Here is a 19,553-nt window from a genome sequence, read left to right on the forward strand (position 1 = left end):
CTGTCGGCGCGCGTGCCCGAACCGACCCATAACCGGACCAAGGACGAAATCGGCACGCTCGCCAGCGCGTTCAACAGCATGACCGAACGGTTGCAGGAACAAACCGGCGAACTGGTCGCGGCCAACGCACAGATCGACAGCCGCCGCGCACTGATCGAGGCGGTCATGTCCGGCGTCAGCGCGGGCGTCATGTCGGTCGGGTCCGACCGTGTGATCCGCCTCGCCAACAGCTCGGCAACCGCCTTGCTCCGCACCGGATCGACGTCGCTGGTCGGCCGTCCGCTGGCCGAGGTCGCGCCGGAACTCGACGCGCTGATCGGCGGCGAGACGCAGGACGCGATCATTCAGCTCGCGGCCGGGGGCGAGGCCAAGACGCTGGCGGTGCGTATCACGCGCGACGATGGTCAGCATATCCTGACCTTCGACGACATTACCCAGCAACTGCTCGACCAGCGCCGCGCCGCATGGTCCGACGTCGCACGCCGTATCGCACATGAGATCAAGAATCCGCTGACCCCGATCCAATTGGCGGCCGAACGCCTGCAACGCCGTTATGGCAGCAAGCTGACCGAGGACGACGGCACCTTCGGGCGACTGACCGAAACGATCGTGCGGCAGGTTGGCGATCTGCGGCGGATGGTCGACGAATTCTCATCGTTCGCGCGGATGCCGAAGCCGGTGTTCCGCCACGAATCGCTCGCCGAACTGGCCCGGCAGAGCCTGTTCCTGCACGAGGTCGCGCATCCCGAGATCGACTTCGTCCTCGAAACCGCCGGCCCCGCGCCGCTGGTCTGCGATCGCCGGCAACTGGGCCAGGCGCTGACGAACATCGTCAAGAACGCCACCGAAGCCGTTGCCGCCCGCCCCGAAGGCGCCGAGCGCGGCCGGATCGAGATCGACGTGCGCTACGATGCGCAGGGGCGGATGCACATCGACACCAGCGATAACGGCATCGGCCTGCCGGTCGAACGCGACCGCATCGCCGAACCCTATATGACGACGCGAAAGGGCGGCACCGGGCTCGGCCTCGCCATCGTTCGCAAGATCGTCGAGGAACATTTCGGAACCATATCGTTCGCCGACCGTCCCGGTGGAGGGACGATCGTATCGATCCTCTTCGACCCTTCGATCCTTGCCGCACTGGCCGGCTCGGGAACGTCGGACGACGACGCCCTACAGGAGGTTACGACGCGCCATCCCATGCTTACCCGGACCGGAACACCCGCATGAAGCTCGACATTCTCGTCGTCGACGACGAAACCGATATCCGTGAACTGGTCGCCGGCGTCCTTGAGGACGAAGGCTATGAAACGCGCGGTGCCGCCGACAGCGATGCCGCGCTGGAGGCGGTGGCGCAGCGTCGCCCGTCGCTGGTGCTGCTCGACGTGTGGTTGCAAGGGTCGCGCCTCGACGGCCTCGATCTGCTCGACGAACTGAAAGCGCGCGATCCGTCGTTGCCGGTGCTGGTCATTTCCGGCCATGGCAATATCGACACCGCCGTCGCCGCCATCCGTCGCGGCGCTGTCGACTTCATAGAAAAGCCGTTCGAGGCCGAACGGCTGCTGTTCCTGGTCCAGCGCGCGACCGAGACCGAACGGCTGCGTCGCGAAGTCGCATCGCTGCGCGCCTCGGCGGGGCGCGAGGACGACCTGACCGGCAGTTCTACCGCGATCAACAGCGTCCGCGCGACGCTGAAGCGCGTCGCCGGCACTGGCAGCCGCGTGCTGATCACCGGCGGGGCAGGGGTCGGCAAGGAGGTCGCCGCGCGCTTGCTGCACGGATGGAGTCAGCGCACGCAGGCCCCGTTCGTCATCGTCAGCGCGGCGCGGATGACGCCCGAGCGTGTCGATGAGGAACTGTTCGGCGTAGAGGAGAGCGGCAATCTCGTCCGCCCCGGCCTGCTCGAACAGGCGCATGGTGGCACGCTGTTCCTCGACGAAATCGCGGACATGCCGATCGCGACGCAGGCCCGCATCCTGCGCGTGCTGACCGATCAAAGCTTTACGCGGGTCGGCGGCACGCGGGTGGTGAAGGTCGACGTTCGCGTCGTTTCGGCGACCGCGCGCGATCTGCAACAGGAAATCCTCGACGGCAATTTCCGCGAAGACCTTTATTACCGGTTGAACGTCGTGCCGGTACAGATCCCGTCGCTTGCCGAACGGCGCGAGGATATTCCGCCGCTGGTCGAACATTTCGTGGCGCATTATGCCAACGAACGTCGCGTGCCGACGCCGGAGGTGGCCGCCGACGCGATGATCGCGCTGCAAAGCTATGAATGGCCAGGCAATGTCCGCCAGTTGCGCAACGTCGTCGAACGCACCGTGATCCTCGCGCCGGGCAATCGCATCGCCCGAATCGATATCGACCTGTTGCCGCCCGAAGTCTTGGGTTCGGCGGGTGAGGGGGGGGGCGGCGCCACCACCAGCGCAATCATGGGGTCACCGCTGCGCGAGGCGCGTGAGTCGTTCGAACGGGAGTATCTGCGCGTGCAGATCCGGCGTTTTTCGGGCAATATCTCGCGCACCGCGACCTTTATCGGCATGGAGCGGTCTGCGCTGCACCGCAAACTCAAGCTGCTGGGGATTACCGAGACACGCGGCGACGAATAGCCGGAACGGACCATTGCGGGCGCGGCACATGCGACCTAGATTATCGGTCCGTGCCGCCGTGGCACGGCAACCGGGTGCCGGTCAAAGACACTCACGCGGGAAATTCTCCGCCAAGAACAAGGGCAAACCATGGCCGATAGGCACGGGTCGCTTCAGGACCTGTTTCTCAACTCGCTCCGCCGGTCGAAGACGCCGGTCACCATGTTTCTCGTCAAGGGCGTCAAGCTCCAGGGCATTGTGACGTGGTTCGACAACTTCTCGGTGTTGCTGCGCCGCGACGGACAGTCGCAACTCATCTATAAACACGCCATATCCACCATCATGCCCGCCGGTCCTGCGGACCTGTCGTCGGTGATCGAGGCTGCTTCCGAAAACACGTCGAAGAATGCGCCGCTGCAGGAAATCTTCCTGAACGCGGTCCGCAAGGCGCAGGAAAATGTCACCATGTTCCTGGTGAACGGCGTGATGCTGCAGGGACAGATTGCCGCGTTCGACCTGTTCTGCATGCTGCTCCAGCGCGAAGGCATGTCGCAGCTGGTCTACAAGCATGCCGTGTCGACCATTCAGCCGGCCAACCCGCTGAACCTTGCCGAGGAACAGGCGTCGGGAGCGGACGAAGCTTGAGCACCGGTTTCGATCGCGACGTGCAGGAATTTACGCGCGGCGCAACGGCGATCGTCGTCCTGCCCGACATGGGTGGTTCGGCACGCGATGCCGACGCCCGGTTGGAGGAAACCGCCGGGCTGGCGCTCGCCATCGGGGTCGAGGTTCGCCACCGCGTGCCGTTCCGGGTACGCGCGCCGAAGCCGGCGACGCTGCTGGGCAGTGGGCAGGTTGATCAGTTGGCGGCCATCGTCCGCGACGAGGACATCCAGTTGGCGGTGTTCGATGCGGCGTTGACCCCGGTGCAGCAGCGCAACCTCGAAACCGCGCTCGGCTGCAAGGTCATCGATCGCACGGGGCTGATCCTCGAAATCTTCGGCGAACGCGCTCGTACTGCCGAGGGGCGGTTGCAGGTCGAACTTGCGCATCTCGATTACCAGGCTGGCCGACTGGTGCGGAGTTGGACCCACCTCGAACGTCAGCGTGGCGGGTTCGGCTTTCTCGGCGGTCCCGGCGAAACCCAGATCGAGGCCGACCGTCGCCTGATACGCGATCGCATGGCACGGCTGCGGCGCGAGTTGGAGGGCGTATCACGCACCCGGACGCTCCACCGCGACCGGCGACAGCGCGCGCCTTGGCCGGTCGTCGCGCTGGTTGGCTATACCAATGCCGGCAAATCGACGCTGTTCAACCGGTTGACCGGTGCGGACGTCATGGCGGAGAACCTGCTGTTCGCGACGCTCGACCCGACGTTGCGACAGGTCTCGCTGCCCGGCATCGACAAGGCGATCCTGTCGGACACGGTAGGCTTCGTTTCGGACCTCCCGACCCAGTTGGTCGCCGCGTTCAAAGCGACTCTGGAAGAGGTCGTGTCCGCCGATCTGCTGATCCACGTCCGCGACGTTGCACATCCCGATTCCGAAGCACAAGCCGCAGACGTAGAATTCGTACTGGCCGAAATCGGCGTCGACGAAACCACGCCCCGTATCGAAGCATGGAACAAGCTCGACCTGCTTAGTGACGAAGATCGCACCGAAATGCTCGGCGAAGCGTCGCACCGGGAGGACGTCGTCATTTTGTCGGCACTGACCGGGGAGGGGGTCGATCGCCTCGTCCGCACCGTGGGCGACCGACTGACGCAAGGGCATCGCCGCTATCGCATCGCGCTGGCTCCCGAAGACGGCGCCAGTGCCGCATGGCTGCATGCGCATGGCGAGGTCACCGACCATTGGATCGATAACGATCGCGCCTTGTACGATGTCCGCATGGCGCCGGCCGATTACGACCGGTTCCTGACCCGCTGATCAGCAACAGGTGTCGTTAACCAAGGTCAGCGACATCTGTTGAATACCGTTGGATCAGGCCTTCGCGCGTTGCCACGCCGCTTCCTGTTCCGCGAGCGTGCGGTCGGCAAAACCGGCATCTTCAGCCTCCATCGCTTTGAAGCGACGTTCGAACTTTTTATTGGCGGCACGTAGTGCGGCTTCGGCATCTACGCCCATATGCCGTGCCAAGTTGACGACCGAGAAGAGGAGGTCGCCCATTTCCTCAAAACGGGCATCGTTGGTAGGCGCCCGTTCGACTTCCAGCAGTTCCTCGTCGATCTTCGCACGTGGACCGTTCGCATCGGGCCAATCGAACCCTACTCGGGCAGCGCGCTTTTGCAGCTTTTCGGCGCGAGTCAGTGCCGGCAGCCCCAAGGCGACACCGGCCAGCGCGCCGGTCTGTCCCGGTTTCTGGCGGCGTTCGGCGGCCTTGACCTGTTCCCAAAGATGATGACCACCCGTTTCGCTTTCACCAAAGATATGCGGATGCCGTCGTTCCATCTTGTCGCTGATCGCATCGACGACATCGCGCAGTGCGAACTGGCCGGCCTCTTCGGCAATGCGGCTATGGAACACGACTTGCAGGAGCAGGTCGCCCAATTCGTCCTTGAGATCGTCGAGATCGCCGCGCTCGATCGCATCGGCCACTTCATAGGCTTCTTCGATCGTATACGGCGCAATGGTGGAGAATGTCTGCGCGCAATCCCATTCGCAACCACGCTCCGGATCACGCAACAGTGCCATGATCTCTACGATCCGTCCAACAGTATCCGTGGATGGAGTGTCGGTAGCAGGCGCGACATTTTCGAACGGCTTTTGCAAGAGAGCGACGTCGAACGGTTCCATACCTACCTCCAAAGCCAGCTAACTGTCGCACCGATAATAAACATTATGTTAAATAAGCCGTTTCAAGTATTAACGTACCGCGTTCGACCCGCCAACTTCCCAGACGTGACAGGAAGTTCATTCCAATCACATCGAGGTTACCGAATGCCGGTGACACCACCACCGGCAGGTCGCGCGTTTCCAGCGATCCTATCCGGACCGTCTCGATCCGACCTCGCGCAGCCTCGACCATACCGTTCGCCGTGGTGATGACGACCGGCGGTAACCGTCGTGGCACGACGCCGATGGCTTTTGCCGTTGCTTCGGAAATTGCAGTTGTCGTTGCACCGCTGTCGATCAACATCCGCCGCTCGACACCGTTCAGTCGAACGGTAGCGTAGAAGTGACCGTCGGGGGATTGGCGGATGCGCACGGTATCGCCTTCGACCATTTGTTCCGTCAGGCCGAGCCTGTTGCCGAGATCGGTGCCGACCTCCGCCAGACGGGCGCGATTGCTGAAGACGAGATACAGGATCGCGGCAATGCAGACCCAGGCGATCACGGCGCGCAGAACGGCACGCACAGGCGGCCGCCGCGCGAGCAGCGACGACAATGGCAGCGTCAGAGCCAGCAGGCCGAGCAGAATATAGATGCCGCGATCGTCAGTCACAGCGTCAACTCCAGGCCGTCATAACCCGGCTGGACCCCGTCCGGCAGGCGCTTCACCAGCGTCGCGTAGTCCATCGAATGGTCCATGTGGATCAGCACCGTTCGTTTTGCCTCGCATTGCCGCGCAAAGGCCAATGCCTCATCGAGCGACGGATGGGTCGGGTGCGGCGCGATACGGAGAGCATCGACGACCAGGACGTCGACCCCATGGTATAGTTCGACCATCGCCGACGTTACCATGCTGAAGTCGGTGGCATAGCCGATCGCCGCGCCATCGACATCGAACCGCAACCCGGCCGAAAAGATCGACCCATGCGGCTGATCGGTGCAGCCGATCGCGATCGGGCCGATCATCATCCGATCGGGCAGTACATCGGCACTGACAGTCGGGCGATACCCCTGTCGTCCAGCAAAGACATAGTCGAACCGCGCCTTCAGGCTCGCCAGCGTCTCGGCCCGGGCATAGCCGCGAACGGTCGCTCCCTGATTATGGAAAAGCTGGCGCAAATCGTCGATACCATGGCAGTGATCGGCGTGATCGTGCGTCCATAGCACCGCGTCGACCGTCGCGACGTCCGCCGCCAGCAATTGTTCGCGCATGTCCGGACCGGTGTCGATCAGGATGCGCGTGCCGTCATGTTCGACCAGCGCCGACACGCGCGTGCGGCGGTTGCGCGGTTCAGCGGGATCGCAGGCACCCCAATCGTTTCCGATCCGCGGCACACCGGACGATGTGCCCGAGCCAAGGATCCGGATCTTCACGCCAGCGTCTTTGCGAACAGCGTATGGAAATTGGCGTGGGTCGCATCGGCCAGCGCTTCGGGTTCCTCGCCGCGCAATTGCGCAAGGAACCGGCAGGTATCGGCGACGAAGGCTGGCTCTCCCTGTTTCCCCCGATGCGGCACCGGTGCGAGGAACGGCGCGTCGGTTTCGATCAGCAGCCGGTCCTGCGGCAAATCCTTCGCAACGGCCTGCAACGCTTGCGCGCTCTTGAAGGTCACGATGCCGGAAATCGAAATATAGAAGCCGAGATCGAGCGCGATCCGGGCGAGGTCGGCCGATCCGGTGAAGCAGTGCAGAACACCGGGAAAGCCCCCCTTCCCCAGCTCGTCGCGCAGGATCGCGGCGGTATCGTCCTCGGCGTCGCGGGTATGGACCACGATCGGCAGCCCGGTTTCGCGACAGGCCGCCAGGTGCGACCGGAAGCTCGCTTGTTGCGCGCCACGATCGCTATGGTCGTAATAATAATCGAGGCCGCTTTCGCCGATGCCGACGACTTTTGGATGCGCCGCCGCCGCCACCAGACACGCCGTATCGACATCGGGATGCTGATCGGCTTCGTGCGGGTGGATACCTACGGTCGCCCAGACATCCGCCTCGCGCTCGGCGGTGGCGATCACCGCATCCCACTCGCTTTCGCGGGTCGAGATATTGAGCATCGCCACGACGCCGGTATCGCGGGCGCGGGTCAGGATTTCGCGCTGATGCTCGGCCACGCCCTTGTAGTTCAGGTGGCAGTGGCTGTCGGCCAGTTTCATGCCGGTTCGGTCTCCGCGATCGTCAGTCGGGGAAAGATGGGGGTCGGCGGGGCGATGCGGAAGCCCGCAGCGCGTGCTTCGTCGTACCAGCGGTGATCACCTAGCGCATCATGGCCCTGCCCGGCCTGACCCAGCAGGTCGAGCAAGGTGTTGGCGGCGGTCGGGACGACGGGCACGATCGTGATGGCGAGGTCGCGGATCGCGCGTACCAGCGTGCCGAGAACGGCGTGCATCCGTTCGGGGTCGGTCTTGCGCAACGCCCACGGTGCCTGCACGTCGATATACTGGTTGCAGGCGAACACGCCGCGCATCCAAGCCTCAAGTGCCTGACTTAGTTGGAAGTTGGCGAAGTTGCCACGGAAGGCATGGGTTGCCTCGGCGATCTGGGCCAGCAGGTCGGCGTCGGCGGGGTCGCTGCGGCCGGGTTCGGGGAGTGCCCCTTCCAAATTCTTGGCGATAAATGAAAGGGTTCGCTGCGCCAGGTTGCCGAAGCTGTTGGCGAGGTCGCTGTTGGCACGGGTCACGATCGCTTCGTCGGAGAAGGTGCCATCCTGACCGAAGCTGACATCGCGCAGCAGGAAGTAGCGCAACTGGTCGACGCCGTAGAGGCCGGCGAGCGCCATCGGATCGACCACGTTCCCGGTCGACTTCGACATTTTCTCGCCGCGGTTGAGCAGGAAGCCGTGACCGAACACCGTTTTGGGCAGTGGCAACTTCGCCGACATCAGGAAGGCGGGCCAATAGACCGCGTGAAAGCGGACGATATCCTTGCCGATCAGATGCAGCGCCGCCGGCCAGTAGCGGTTCGGGGCTTCCGGATAGCCGGCACCGGTCAGATAGTTGGTGAGCGCGTCGACCCAGACATACATGACGTGGCCGGGGCTGTCGGGCACCGGCACGCCCCAGTCGAAGCTGGTGCGCGACACCGACAGGTCGGTCAGCCCGCCCTCGACGAAGCGCAGCACTTCGTTGCGGCGGCTTTCGGGCTGGATGAAGTCGGGATTGGCGGCGTAGAAGTCGAGCAAGGGCTGCTGATATTTCGACAGGCGGAAGAACCACGTCTCCTCGGCGGTCCATTCGACCGGCGTTCCCTGCGGTGACAGACGGACCCCGCCCTCCCCGTCGGTCAGTTCCTTTTCCTCGTAAAAGGCTTCGTCGCGGACCGAATACCAGCCTTCATACCGGTCGAGATACAGGTCGCCGGCATCGCGCATCGCGATCCAGATCGCCTGCGACGCGGCATAATGCTGCGGTTCGACGGTGCGGATGAAACGGTCGTACGAGATGTTCAGTTCGCCGGCCATGTCATGGAAATAGCCCGACATTTCATCGGCCAGCGCGCGGACCTCGACACCCCGGTCGCGGGCGGTCTTGACCATTTTCAGGCCGTGTTCGTCGGTGCCGGTCTGAAAGAACACGTCGCGCCCGGCCTGCCGCTGGAAGCGGGCGATCGCGTCGGCGGCGATCATTTCATAGGCGTGGCCGATATGCGGCCGGCCGTTGGGATAATGGATCGCGGTGGTGATGTAGAAAGGATCGGACATGGTCCGAGGCTCTAGGGTTCAAATGGGGGTAGAACAAGGTGGACGGTAGGGTTCGTGCCGCCTGACGAAGCGGTGGGTCGGGTTGCGAGGGGAGGTCGCGCTCGATCACAGGCCTACCCACCCCCGACCCCTCCCTTCCAGGGAGGGGAGAAGCATCGTTTATCGTGTGGAAGCCAGAGCAAGGCGCGCAACCAGCCCCGCCATTTCGAACACCGTCGTCTCCGCCACCAGCGACAAGGCTGGTGCCATCGACGCGAGCGCGCGCGCCTTGTCATAGGCATCGAGCGCATCGCGCAGGGCTGGGCCAGTCCGGGTCCGCGCGGTCGCCGCGATCAGCGCGGGCGCGCGGTCGAGAAATACGGCATAGCGTGGCTGGGCGGTCTTGCCGGCGAGCGACTTGGCGAGGCGGGAGCGGATGCGGTTGTCGGGGTCGCCGGTTTCGGCGATTTCGGCCAGATCGCGGTCGAGCGCCGCCACGGACAGCCCGGCATAGGCGAGCGCGCGGCCGGGGGAGCCATCGGCGGCGGCGACGAGTGCGGCTACCTCCGCCGGTTCGGTTTCGGGCAGTTGCGTAGTGACGACCGCCGCGACCTGATCGCCGGTCAGCGGTTCGAAGCGCAACTGACGACAGCGCGAGCGGATCGTCGGCAGCAACCGTCCCGGCGAATGGCTGACCAGCAGGAAGATCGTGCCGACCGGCGGTTCTTCCAAATTCTTCAACAGCGCGTTGGCACCCGGCCGTTCGAGGTCGTCGATCGCGTCGATGACGATCACCCGCCGCGACGACAGCGCAGGCTTGGTCGCGAACAGCGGTTGCAGCATGCGGACCTGATCGATCTTGATACTGCGGGCAATATCCTGATCGGGCTTGTCGGGATCTTTGGGCAGGCGGACGAGATCGCGGTAATCGGGATGGGCGCCGGCGGCGATCAGCGTGGCGAGGCGGTGGTCGTCGCCGATCTCGCCCCGCATCCGGCTGCGCCCGTCAAGTGCGGTCGCAAGCAGGCGCAACGCCATCTCGCGCGCGAAGCTGCCCTTGCCGACCCCTTCCGGGCCGCTGAGCAGCCATGCATGGTGCAGCGATTCCCCTTCGGCGGCGGCGACGAACGCCTGCCGTGCGGCATCATTGCCGACCAGGGTCATGGCAGCAGGTCGGCGATCGCTTCGATCAGACGCGCGGTCACCGCCGATACCTCTCCCGACGCATCGACGCGGCGCACCCGGTCGCCTTCCGTCGCTGCAATCCGGTCGAAGGTGGCGGCGACCGAGCGATGGAAATCGTCGCCGCGCGCCGCGAACCGGTCCGCCGCCTCGCCATCACGGGCGCGGGCACGCGCGTCCCCTTCCCCATCGGGCAGCGTCAGCAGCAGCGTGCGGTCGGGCAGTAGCCCGCGCGAACCGAAGGCGTGGAGCGCGAGGATCGCGGCATCGTCGATCCCCTGCGCCCCCTGATAGGCGCGGGTGCTGTCGATGAAGCGGTCGCAGATGACCCAGCTGCCCGCCGCGACCAGCGGGTTGATATGCTTTTCGACATGATCGGCGCGGGCGGCGGCGAACAGCAATGCCTCGCTATGCGCGCTCCAGCGGCGGACCTCGCCCTGCATCAGCAGGTCGCGGATCGCCTCCGCCCCTTCGCTGCCGCCGGGTTCGCGGGTCAGCACGGCGTGGATGCCGCGCGCCTCAAGCGCGGCAACCAACGCGCGGGCCTGGGTCGATTTACCGACCCCTTCCCCGCCCTCCAGCGTCAGGAACCGCCCGGCGCTCAAGCGAACAGCGAGGTCAGGCTTGCCCAGACGCGACCGAAGAAGCCGGCCTCGGCCACGTCCTTTTCGGCGACCAGCGGCATACGCTGTTCCCCGGTGTCGGGCGAGGAGATCACCAGATCGGCGATATGCTGGCCCTTGGCGATCGGTGCCTTGATCGGGCCGGTATAGACGACCTTGGCGGTGATCGGGCTGTTGGTGCCGGCGGGCATCGTCACCGTCAGCGCCTTGGGCGCGACGAGGCCGACGGTCGAGGAATCTCCCATTTGCACCTCGGCAGTCTCGACCTTCTTGCCTGCCGCCACGATCGGGCGCGCGCGCCATGCGCCGAAGCCCCAGTTCATGAACTTGACCGATTCGGCGATGCGCTGGTTCGAGCTGGTCAGGCCGGCGAGCACCATGACCAAACGGCGGCCATCCTGTTCGGCCGATCCGGTGAAGCCGTAACCGGCTTCCTCGGTATGGCCGGTCTTCAGACCATCGGCGCCGCGCACCCGACCAAGCAGCGGATCGCGGTTCGCCTGCGTGATCGCGGCGCCCTCGCCCAACGTCTTGCCCCAGGTGAAATCGGTCTTGGAATAGAATTTCTTGTAGAGTTGCGGATGGTTCTGGATCGTCGCGGCGGCGAGCTTCCCCAGATCGCGCGCGGTGACATAGGTGCGCCCTTCGTCGGGCCAACCGTTCGACGTGCCGAAATGGCTGTTGGTCAGGCCCAGTTCCTTGGCCCGCTGGTTCATCAGATTGGTGAACGCTTCCTCCGACCCGGCGATCTTTTCGGCGAGCACGACACAGGCGTCGTTCCCCGACAGGACGATGATGCCGTAGAGCAGGTTTTCGACGCTGACATTCTCGTTCACCGACAGGAACATGGTCGATCCCGCCTGCGGGCCGTGCCACTTGCGCCACGTTTCGGGCGAGACGGTCGCCATGTCGTTCAGCTTCAGATCGCCCTTCTTGATCAGGTCGAACGCGACATAGGCGGTCATCATCTTCGCCATCGATGCCGGCGGCATCCGGCGATCGGCGTCCTTGGCATACAGCGTCGCGCCCGACGACAGGTCGGTCATGAACGCGACCGGGGCCGGCGTGTCGAACGGCGGCGCGGCGGCGATGCCGGGGGTGGCGATGGCGATGGCGGCGATGCTCGAAAGGGCGATCTTACGCATGGGGCACGTGGTTCCGTTCAGTCCTGGGCGATGATCCGGGCGTCGGCGAAGCCGCGACGTGCGATGGCGGCACGGGCGGTTTCGGCGGCGGCTCGGGTGGTAAATGGGCCTGATTGCACCCGGTACAGCCTGCCCGCCGAACGTACAACGCCATCGACGGTTTTTGCGAGGGTTGCAGCGCGGGCGGCGTCGGACAGGGCGGCGACCTGTACGAACCAGCGGCCGGTGGCGGCGGGTCTGGCGACCGGGGGCGTCGGCCGGGACACCGGTTTCGGCGCGGTGATTGTCGTCGCGGCGACAAGCATCGTAGCCAGCTTCGGGGGCGATGGCAGCCGCCGCTTCAGCGCAGCGAGCAGCGCGGGCGGCGCCGGCAGGCGGGTGACTTCGTTGCCGGCGCGGATCGCCGCCTGCTCGACCGGCGACGGCACGGCGGGGCGGATGCGGACCTTCGCCTCCATCTGATCGAGCACGCCAACGGCCTCCGCGGCGGATTCAGACAGCAGGGCGACCTCGTCACCCGAAAGCGACGGGTCCTGCTCGACCAGCAGGACGACCATCTTGCCGCTGTCGAGTGCGGTAACTTCGGCAAAGCTGCCGCTCGGCAGCGTGCGATGCCGGACGGTCATGCCCGCCCCGCGCGCTTCGTAGAACCCGGCGCCACCCACGTCATCGAGCAATTGTTCGTGCACGACCGGCGGCGCATCGGGCGGCACGATCTGGCCGCCGAGCATGAACAGCAACGCGAGCGCGTTCATTGCGCGACCGCGTCCGCCAGCAGTCCGACCGACAGCGCATAGAAATTCGAGCAGTTATAGTCGAGGATCACCCGGTAGTTGCCGGTGAGCAGATAGGCGGTCTCGCCCGGACCATCGGGTTCGATCAGCGTCGCCTGGATCGTCGGGTCGAGGCGGCGGCCGTCACTAGCAACGACGCCGAGTGCCTGCCATTCGGCGAGCGAACGCCACTGGCTGTGCCGGGCGAAGACGCGCGGGCAGCGCGGCGAGACGCTGTGCGGGGTCAGGATCGAGCGGTCGAAGCCGGCGGGCACCTGCACCGCGAAGCCCCAGGGCTGGCCGGGGCGCCAGCCGGCATCGACGAAATAATTGGCGATCGACGCCAGCGTATCGGCCGGGTTCGACCAGATATTGGCGACGCCATCGCCGTCCCCGTCGCGCGCGAGGCGGAGATAGATTGACGGCAGGAATTGCGGATAGCCGAACGCGCCGGCCCAGCTACCCTTCAGTCGTTCGCGCGGCACGCCGCGGTCGATCATCTTTAACGTGGCGATGAATTCGGGTTCGAACAGACTGCGGCGGCGCCCTTCATAGGCGAGGGTGGCGAGGCTACGCGGCAGGTCGAAATCGCCGGTATAGCTGCCGTAATTGGTCTCATGCCCCCAGATCGCGACCATGACCGATTCGGGCACGCCGGTCTGCTGCTCGATCGCCGCCAGCCGTCCGCGCTGCGCCTGATAGGCGGTGCGGCCGCGATTGATCCGCGCGGCATCGACATGGCGGATGCGGTACGGCGCGAAGCGCGAGACGGTGGTCGTCGACGACGAACCGGGCTGTTGCCGGTCGAGTTCGACGACGCGCGGGTTGTAGGTCAGCGTCGGCAGGACGGAATCGATCGTGTCCTGCCGGACGCCCTTCGCGCGGGCGCGGACCGCGACCTCGCGCAGATAGGATTGAAACCCGTCGGCATCCTGCGCCGCCGCCGACCCGCCGGCCATCAGGGTCAGGAGCGCCGCCAACCCCGCCTTCGCAATACGCATACACAGCCCTCCGCTACGCCGATCTTGTGGCACAGGGCGCCGGGCGGATGAACCCCCTCCTGCGACAAAGGCTTGCACAACGACGCCGACCCGCATTAGGCGCAATGAACGCCAAGGAAGAGTGTCCGAGTGGTTTAAGGAACCGGTCTTGAAAACCGGCGAGGGTGCAAGCTCTCCGTGGGTTCGAATCCCACCTCTTCCGCCACCGGCTAGGCGTTGACGTTGAGGGCCACGAGCCGGTCTAGGAATTCAGCCTTTCCCATCCGGCTGAGGCCGTCCGCGTTGGCTGCCCTCTTCCACTTGTCCTTCACGCGCTTCGCCTCAGGCAACCGACTTGACCGCGTCGTCCGGCCGGGCTGCGTTCCGTGCGCTCATGACCTCGCGCTCCGCCTGGAAAAATCCGTATTCGGGTACCGCTTCGCCGCGCCTGTCGGAAACATCGTCCCAGCGATCGACCAATCGCTCACCCGCATCCGCGCCGCCGCCGATATAGGCCCCTTCGGTCAGCGTGACGTTCGCCACCGCAAAATGCCCGCCGCCCGCGCACAGGATCGCGCGCGTCGGTGCCGCATCGCCAACCAATGCCAGCAGCCCGTTGCTGACCAATGCCGGGTCGAGCCGCGACAGGCTGTCGTCGGGGAGCACGCCATGCGTCATCTGCGTCGCGGCGGTCGGGGCCAGCGCGTTGACGCGGATGCCGTATTTCGCACCCTCGATCGCCAGCGTCTGCATCAGCCCGACCAGCGCCATCTTCGCCGCGCCGTAATTGGCCTGCCCGAAATTGCCGTAGAGACCCGATGAGGAGGTCGTCATGACGATCCGGCCATGGCGCTGTTCGCGCATCGGCTCCCACACCGCATGCGAACAGATCGCGGCGCCCATCAGGTGCACGTCAACCACCGCTCGAAAATCGGCCATCGTCATCTTCGCAAAACTCTTGTCGCGCAGGATGCCGGCATTGTTGATGAGGATATCGACCCGCCCCCATTCCGACAGCACCGCCGCCACGCCCTCGCCGATCGCGGCTTCGTCGGTGACCGATCCGGGCAGCGCCATTGCCGCCCCGCCCGCATCGCGGATTTCCTGCGCGACCGCATTCGCCTGCGCCGCCGACACGTCGTTGACGACGATCCGCGCACCCTGCCGCGCAAGGAACAGCGCGTGGGTGCGTCCCAATCCGCCGCCGGCCCCGGTAACGATCGCGACCCGATCCTGTAGCTGCATTCGCTCTTCCCTCCTGAAACTCATTGTCCATGCTCGGCGCGCAGCCGCAGCTTGTCGATCTTTCCCGTCGCGGCCAGCGGCATGGCAGGCAACCGCACGACGGCGTCGGGAATCCACCACGGTGCTACCCGCCCACGCAGCGCCGCCAACAGCGCCTCGTCGCGAATATCCTCGCCGTCGCGCAGTTCGACGACCAGAATCGGGCGCTCGCCCCATTTGATGTCGGTGCGCCCGATCACCGCCGCCATCGACACCTGCGGCAGCGCGCCGACCACCCCCTCGATCTCCGCCGGGTTGATCCATTCGCCGCCCGACTTGATCAGGTCCTTGGCACGGCCGGTGATGGTCAGGCTGCCATCGCGGCCGATCCGCGCCAGATCGCCGGTCGTGAACCAGCCCGTCGCATCGGTGGCCGGTTCGGCCTGCCCGAAATAGCGTTCGACCACCGCCGGCCCGCGCACGCGCAAATGCCCCTCGACCTCGCGCTGTTCGGGCAGTGCAGTGCCATCGGCATCGGTCAGCAACAGGTCGATGCCGATCGCGGGCCGTCCCGACGACGCCGCCGGTCGGTCGGTCAGGCCCGGCGGGGCAAAGGTACCGGCCGGCGACAGCTCGGTCATGCCCCAGCTGGTCTGTACCGTCACGCCCAGCCTGCGTTCCAACCTTTCCATCAACGCGGGCGGCATCGGTGCGCCGCCGACGATCACCCGCTTCAGGCTCGGTACCTCACCGCCGGTCTGGTCGAGATACTCGACCAGCCCCAGCCATACTGTCGGCACCCCGACCGCGATCGTCACGCCTTCGGTTTGAATCAACCGGGCGAGGCTCGCGCCATCGGTCGCCCGCCCCGGCAGCACCAGCGTCGCCCCGACCGCCGGCACCGCGAACGGCAGCCCCCACGCATTGGCATGGAACATCGGCACTGCCGCCAGCACCCGGTCGTTCGCGGTGATCGCCATCACATCCGCCTGCAGACTGCGCAGCGTGTGCAGGAAGCAGGCGCGATGGGTATAGGTCACGCCCTTGGGCCGCCCGGTCGTGCCCGAGGTGAAGCACAGCCCCGACGGCGTGCGTTCGTCGAACCCACCCCATGCCGCATGGGCACCCGGTTCGACGAGTGTATCGAGCGCATCGACTCCGGCGACCCCGTCGATCGCCAGTAGCAACGGCGGGCGATCGAGCAGCGCCAGCACGTCCCGCGCCAACGGCACCAGATCGGCACTGATCACCACGATCTTTGCCCGCGACTGCACCAGCATGTCGGCCAGTTGCGCCGCCGTCAGCCGGGGATTGAGCGTATGGCACGCCGCGCCGATGCCCATGATCGCATACCAGGTTTCGACATGCGCCTGACTGTTCCATGCCAGCGTCGCGACATGATCGCCGACGCCGATGCCTTGGGCGAGCAGCGCCGCCGAGATCGCCCGCGCCCGTACTTCCAGCGCGGCATAGCCGATCCGCTGCGTCGTGCCGTCGGTCATAGCGGTGACGACTTGCGCCTCGGGATGCCATTTGCCGGCATGGGTCAGGAACCGGTCGAGCGTCAGCGCGAAATCCTGCATCGCGCCGGGGGTTACGTCGCTGCTCATTGGCACGCTCCCGCCTTGGCGAGCACCGGCGATGCGACGCCGACATTCCAGTTCCATGGCTGATCGCCCGCCGCGCGGCGGCGGCAGGTCGCCGCTTCGTGCAGCGCATACATGTTGGGCAGCAGATAGGCGCCCGGTCGCGGCGTGCCGGCAAAGGCCATGTAATGCGCGCCCTCGCCATAGGCCGGCCAATCTGGCGCGCCCTGCGCACGTGGTACGCCGGTCTTGGCGAAGGAAGCCCAATATCCGATCATCGCGTCCGACAGCGCCCGTTCACGCTGGCTGTCGGGGACGCTCGGCCAGCCCGGCGGCATGTCGCGCGCGGTGCCGAAGACATAGGGGATTTCGGCGGCGTGGAAGGCGTGCAGCCCGTTATCGTCCGCCACCGGATAGCCATGATCGAAATAATAGAGATAGACATTCTGCCCCGCCGCCGTCTGACGCAGCGCGAGGCGGGTCGAGGTCCAGCCATACATCGCGTCGCGGGTCGTCGCGAGCATCGACTCCGCCATCGCTTCGGCCGGGTAGAGTTTCAGGAACGTCGGGGCGAGGTCGCCATAACGTGCCTGGATCGCCGCGACATAGGCATCCCGATCGGCAGGAGCCGGCGGCAGCAGGAAGCGCAGCGAGCGGATCTCGCCGGCATTGAACCCGGTCAGGACCGGCACCCGCGCCTGCTCGCCCCGATCGAACGTGTCGACCAATTGCCGCCGCAGCCACACCCCGTCGACGCTACCCCAAGGGATATAGCCCGACGCCGCCGCCTTCTGCACCAGCGTCGCTGCCGGCATCGCGCGCAACGCGGCCACATCGCCTGCGCCGACCGCCGCCGCAACCCGTACGCCCTCCGCCTCCGCCGACGGCGTGCCATGGGCGGTCGTGCGCAGTTCGGGCGTCGAGATCATATAGGCGCTCTGCGCGATCGCCTTGTGGAACAGGCCACGCGCTTGCGGAGACGCCATCAGGTACAGGGTGCTGAGCGCGCCTGCCGATTCCCCGGCCAGCGTCACGTTGCGGGGATCGCCACCGAAGCCGGCGATGTTGCGCTGGACCCAGCGCAGCGCCGCGACCTGATCCATCAGCCCGTAATTGCCCGAAATGCGCTGATCGTTCTCGGCACTCAATGCCGGATGCGCGAGGTAACCAAGCACGCCGAGGCGATAGTTGATCGACACGACCACCATCCCCTGTTCGGCCAGCCGTCGCCCGTCGAACATCGATTCATGGCCGTAACCGGCGATCAGCGACCCGCCATGTACCCAGACGAACACCGGATAATTGCCCGGCTTGCGCGGCCGCCAGACGTTGAGCGCGAGACAATCCTCGCTCATCCGGCGCGGCGGGTCGGCATAGATGCTGCCCATGCGTGGTGCCGGCTGGACACAGGCATCGGCGAAGTCGGTGGCCTTGCGGGTGTCGTTCCAGTCGGCGGCCGGGACCGGCGGTTTCCAGCGCAGATCGCCGACCGGTGCCTGCGCAAACGAAATGCCCCGAAACACATCGGTCTCGCCCAGCCGGACACCCTCGACCTTGCCGACCGGCAGCGTCGCTACGGGGCCGGGGGCCGCATGGGCCGCGCCCCCCGTAAGCACGGCCAATGCCGCGCTGAACGCCAATGCGCGCTTCATTGTTTTTCTCCGGCTTCCTTGGCGATCGCACGGCCGAGTGCCAGGAACAGCAACACCGCGACGGCATAGAAGGGCAGCAGCGTGTAGAAGGCCATTTGCAGCGGCTTGGCGTGGCCGGCACTCGCGAACCAGTCGCTTGCCGCACCCAGATAGGTCGGCCCTAGCCCCAGCCCGATCAGGTTCATCACCAGCAGCAGCAACGCACCGGCCATCACCCGCTGTGCGGGCGCCACCGCTTCCTGCACCAACGCGACGGCGGGCGAGAGGTAGAAGTAATTCAGCCCCATCGGCAGCACCAGCAAGACCATCGCCAACTGCCAGCCCGGCGCGGCGATGAACCCGGCGAAGAACGGTGCGGCAACCACCAGCGCGACGGCGGGGATATAGGCATAGGCACGCCGGTCGCGCGGCACGAGGCGATCGACCATCCGCCCGGCGATGAAGATACCGCCGCCCATCGATACCAGCACCAGCAACGCATACCAGATCGCGACCTCGTTCAGCGTCATCCCCTTTTCCTCCATCAGGAACAGGGTGGTGAAATTGGCGGCGGCATAGGTGATGAACTGGTTGGCGCCGGTCGCAAGCGCCGTCAGCAAAAGGACGCGGCGAGTGAAGAACATGCGGAAGGTCGGCCAGAACGGTGCGCGCTCGGCGGAAACGCCGGGCGCCACGTCCAGCCCGCCGCGCTTCGGCTCGCGCACCGTCAGGAACACGAGGATCGCAGTGCCGACACCGACGATGCCGAGCGCCATGAACGCGTCGCGCCAGCTATAGGCGGCGGCGATCGACGCGCCGAACGCCACGCCCAGCGCGTTGCCGATCGGCGGCCCCAGATTGTAGAGGCCGAGCGCGGTGCCGCGCGTGCCGGGGCGGAAATAATCGGAGATGATCGCATAGGAGGGCGGCACGCCGCCCGCCTCCCCGACCCCGACCAGCATCCGTGCGCCGGCCAGTTGCCCGTAATTGCCGGCCAGACCACAAGCGGCGGTGGCCGCGCTCCACAAGCCGCAGGCGAAGGCGACGACCCGCACCCGGTTGCTGCGATCCGCGAACCACGCGACCGGTACCGACAACACGCAATAGAACAGCGCGAAATACAGACCGCTGATCAGCCCGATCTGGCCATGGGTCAGCCCCAGTTCGTCGCGGATCGGCTTGGCGAGGATCGCGAGCAACTGCCGGTCGAGGAAGTTCAGCACATAGACGAAGCACAGGATGGCAAGGACGAACCACGCACGGCGGCTCGCGGGCGGATGGGCGGGGCTGGTACCGACCGGGGCGATCGTCGCCACG

The 19,553-nt window shown here is 65.9% G+C and carries 18 protein-coding genes and 1 tRNA gene; 5 read left to right on the forward strand and 14 right to left on the reverse strand.

The window, feature by feature from the left end; genetic code table 11:
- From ASE59_RS19460 to hflX, 4 genes are all read left to right on the forward strand, one after another.
- On the forward strand, positions 1 to 1,230 hold a 1,230-nt coding region (locus ASE59_RS19460; RefSeq protein WP_156359872.1), incomplete at its 5' end, for a sensor histidine kinase.
- A complete protein-coding gene (locus ASE59_RS03150) occupies positions 1,227 to 2,609 on the forward strand; it encodes a sigma-54-dependent transcriptional regulator (RefSeq protein WP_056451847.1) in 1,383 nt (460 codons plus the stop codon). The genes ASE59_RS19460 and ASE59_RS03150, both read left to right, overlap by 4 nt.
- A 102-nt stretch (positions 2,610 to 2,711) precedes the next feature.
- The gene (hfq, locus tag ASE59_RS03155) at positions 2,712 to 3,233 is read left to right on the forward strand and encodes an RNA chaperone Hfq (RefSeq protein ID WP_268795256.1); all 522 of its coding nucleotides are present in this window, start codon (positions 2,712 to 2,714) and stop codon (positions 3,231 to 3,233) included.
- Positions 3,230 to 4,516 carry a GTPase HflX gene (hflX, locus tag ASE59_RS03160; RefSeq protein ID WP_056451850.1) on the forward strand — a complete coding sequence of 429 codons (1,287 nt, stop codon included), beginning with the start codon at positions 3,230 to 3,232 and terminating at the stop codon, positions 4,514 to 4,516. Before hfq ends, hflX begins: the two co-directional genes overlap by 4 nt.
- Before the next feature lie 54 nt (positions 4,517 to 4,570).
- Here the strand turns inward: hflX and mazG are convergent, their stop codons facing one another.
- The 10 genes from mazG to ASE59_RS03210 all read right to left on the reverse strand — a co-directional run bounded on the left by mazG (position 4,571) and on the right by ASE59_RS03210 (position 13,816).
- Positions 4,571 to 5,383 carry a nucleoside triphosphate pyrophosphohydrolase gene (gene mazG, locus ASE59_RS03165; protein WP_082458046.1) on the reverse strand — a complete coding sequence of 271 codons (813 nt, stop codon included), beginning with the start codon at positions 5,381 to 5,383 and terminating at the stop codon, positions 4,571 to 4,573.
- 43 nt (positions 5,384 to 5,426) lie between these two features.
- A complete protein-coding gene (locus ASE59_RS20175) occupies positions 5,427 to 6,032 on the reverse strand; it encodes a TIGR02281 family clan AA aspartic protease (RefSeq protein WP_056451854.1) in 606 nt (201 codons plus the stop codon).
- Positions 6,029 to 6,793 carry an MBL fold metallo-hydrolase gene (locus tag ASE59_RS03175; protein WP_056451856.1) on the reverse strand — a complete coding sequence of 255 codons (765 nt, stop codon included), beginning with the start codon at positions 6,791 to 6,793 and terminating at the stop codon, positions 6,029 to 6,031. Before ASE59_RS03175 ends, ASE59_RS20175 begins: the two co-directional genes overlap by 4 nt.
- On the reverse strand, positions 6,790 to 7,569 hold the full coding sequence (locus tag ASE59_RS03180) for a TatD family hydrolase (RefSeq protein WP_056451858.1): 780 nt from the start codon (positions 7,567 to 7,569) through the stop codon (positions 6,790 to 6,792). Before ASE59_RS03180 ends, ASE59_RS03175 begins: the two co-directional genes overlap by 4 nt.
- Positions 7,566 to 9,113, reverse strand: a complete 1,548-nt coding sequence (gene metG, locus ASE59_RS03185; protein WP_056451861.1) for a methionine--tRNA ligase — start codon at positions 9,111 to 9,113, stop codon at positions 7,566 to 7,568. The genes ASE59_RS03180 and metG overlap by 4 nt, the downstream gene beginning before the upstream one ends.
- Positions 9,114 to 9,272: 159 nt before the next feature.
- Entirely contained in the window at positions 9,273 to 10,256 is a 984-nt protein-coding gene (locus ASE59_RS03190) for an AAA family ATPase (protein ID WP_056451863.1), read from the reverse strand.
- Complete coding sequence (gene tmk, locus ASE59_RS03195) at positions 10,253 to 10,879, reverse strand: dTMP kinase (RefSeq protein WP_056451866.1); 627 nt, start codon at positions 10,877 to 10,879, stop codon at positions 10,253 to 10,255. Before tmk ends, ASE59_RS03190 begins: the two co-directional genes overlap by 4 nt.
- Positions 10,876 to 12,042, reverse strand: coding sequence for a D-alanyl-D-alanine carboxypeptidase family protein (locus ASE59_RS03200; protein ID WP_056451868.1), 1,167 nt, complete (start codon positions 12,040 to 12,042; stop codon positions 10,876 to 10,878). The genes tmk and ASE59_RS03200 overlap by 4 nt, the downstream gene beginning before the upstream one ends.
- Before the next feature lie 17 nt (positions 12,043 to 12,059).
- Complete coding sequence (locus tag ASE59_RS03205) at positions 12,060 to 12,797, reverse strand: SPOR domain-containing protein (protein ID WP_056451870.1); 738 nt, start codon at positions 12,795 to 12,797, stop codon at positions 12,060 to 12,062.
- Entirely contained in the window at positions 12,794 to 13,816 is a 1,023-nt protein-coding gene (locus ASE59_RS03210) for a lytic transglycosylase domain-containing protein (protein ID WP_056451872.1), read from the reverse strand. The genes ASE59_RS03205 and ASE59_RS03210 overlap by 4 nt, the downstream gene beginning before the upstream one ends.
- Positions 13,817 to 13,931: 115 nt before the next feature.
- On the opposite strand from ASE59_RS03210, the gene ASE59_RS03215 reads away from it, so the two are divergent.
- Positions 13,932 to 14,021: transfer RNA gene (locus ASE59_RS03215), tRNA-Ser, on the forward strand.
- A gap of 116 nt (positions 14,022 to 14,137) precedes the next feature.
- On the opposite strand, the gene ASE59_RS03220 is transcribed toward ASE59_RS03215, so the two are convergent.
- Genes ASE59_RS03220 through ASE59_RS03235 form a run of 4 tightly spaced genes read right to left on the reverse strand, consistent with a single transcriptional unit; the run spans position 14,138 to position 19,552 of the window.
- The gene (locus tag ASE59_RS03220) at positions 14,138 to 15,040 is read right to left on the reverse strand and encodes an SDR family NAD(P)-dependent oxidoreductase (protein WP_056451873.1); all 903 of its coding nucleotides are present in this window, start codon (positions 15,038 to 15,040) and stop codon (positions 14,138 to 14,140) included.
- Positions 15,041 to 15,060: 20 nt separating this feature from the next.
- On the reverse strand, positions 15,061 to 16,629 hold the full coding sequence (locus ASE59_RS03225; RefSeq protein WP_056451875.1) for an AMP-binding protein: 1,569 nt from the start codon (positions 16,627 to 16,629) through the stop codon (positions 15,061 to 15,063).
- Positions 16,626 to 18,257, reverse strand: a complete 1,632-nt coding sequence (locus ASE59_RS03230; protein ID WP_056451877.1) for a carboxylesterase/lipase family protein — start codon at positions 18,255 to 18,257, stop codon at positions 16,626 to 16,628. Before ASE59_RS03230 ends, ASE59_RS03225 begins: the two co-directional genes overlap by 4 nt.
- Positions 18,254 to 19,552 carry a spinster family MFS transporter gene (locus ASE59_RS03235; protein ID WP_056451879.1) on the reverse strand — a complete coding sequence of 433 codons (1,299 nt, stop codon included), beginning with the start codon at positions 19,550 to 19,552 and terminating at the stop codon, positions 18,254 to 18,256. Before ASE59_RS03235 ends, ASE59_RS03230 begins: the two co-directional genes overlap by 4 nt.
- Position 19,553: the final 1 nt, after the last annotated feature.

The organism is Sphingomonas sp. Leaf10, from assembly GCF_001421245.1.
Taxonomy (GTDB): Bacteria; Pseudomonadota; Alphaproteobacteria; order Sphingomonadales; family Sphingomonadaceae; genus Sphingomonas.

What these genes read in the sequence shown, in the direction of transcription:
- ASE59_RS03210 (WP_056451872.1), bottom strand. Translation starts at nt 13,816, where the DNA reads ATGCGTATTGCGAAGGCGGGGTTGGCGGCGCTCCTGACCCTGATGGCC.
- ASE59_RS03205 (WP_056451870.1), bottom strand. Translation starts at nt 12,797, where the DNA reads ATGAACGCGCTCGCGTTGCTGTTCATGCTCGGCGGCCAGATCGTGCCG.
- ASE59_RS03225 (WP_056451875.1), bottom strand. Translation starts at nt 16,629, where the DNA reads ATGAGCAGCGACGTAACCCCCGGCGCGATGCAGGATTTCGCGCTGACG.
- ASE59_RS03150 (WP_056451847.1), top strand. Translation starts at nt 1,227, where the DNA reads ATGAAGCTCGACATTCTCGTCGTCGACGACGAAACCGATATCCGTGAA.
- ASE59_RS03200 (WP_056451868.1), bottom strand. Translation starts at nt 12,042, where the DNA reads ATGCGTAAGATCGCCCTTTCGAGCATCGCCGCCATCGCCATCGCCACC.
- ASE59_RS03220 (WP_056451873.1), bottom strand. Translation starts at nt 15,040, where the DNA reads ATGCAGCTACAGGATCGGGTCGCGATCGTTACCGGGGCCGGCGGCGGA.
- ASE59_RS03180 (WP_056451858.1), bottom strand. Translation starts at nt 7,569, where the DNA reads ATGAAACTGGCCGACAGCCACTGCCACCTGAACTACAAGGGCGTGGCC.
- mazG (WP_082458046.1), bottom strand. Translation starts at nt 5,383, where the DNA reads ATGGAACCGTTCGACGTCGCTCTCTTGCAAAAGCCGTTCGAAAATGTC.
- ASE59_RS03230 (WP_056451877.1), bottom strand. Translation starts at nt 18,257, where the DNA reads ATGAAGCGCGCATTGGCGTTCAGCGCGGCATTGGCCGTGCTTACGGGG.
- metG (WP_056451861.1), bottom strand. Translation starts at nt 9,113, where the DNA reads ATGTCCGATCCTTTCTACATCACCACCGCGATCCATTATCCCAACGGC.
- ASE59_RS03190 (WP_056451863.1), bottom strand. Translation starts at nt 10,256, where the DNA reads ATGACCCTGGTCGGCAATGATGCCGCACGGCAGGCGTTCGTCGCCGCC.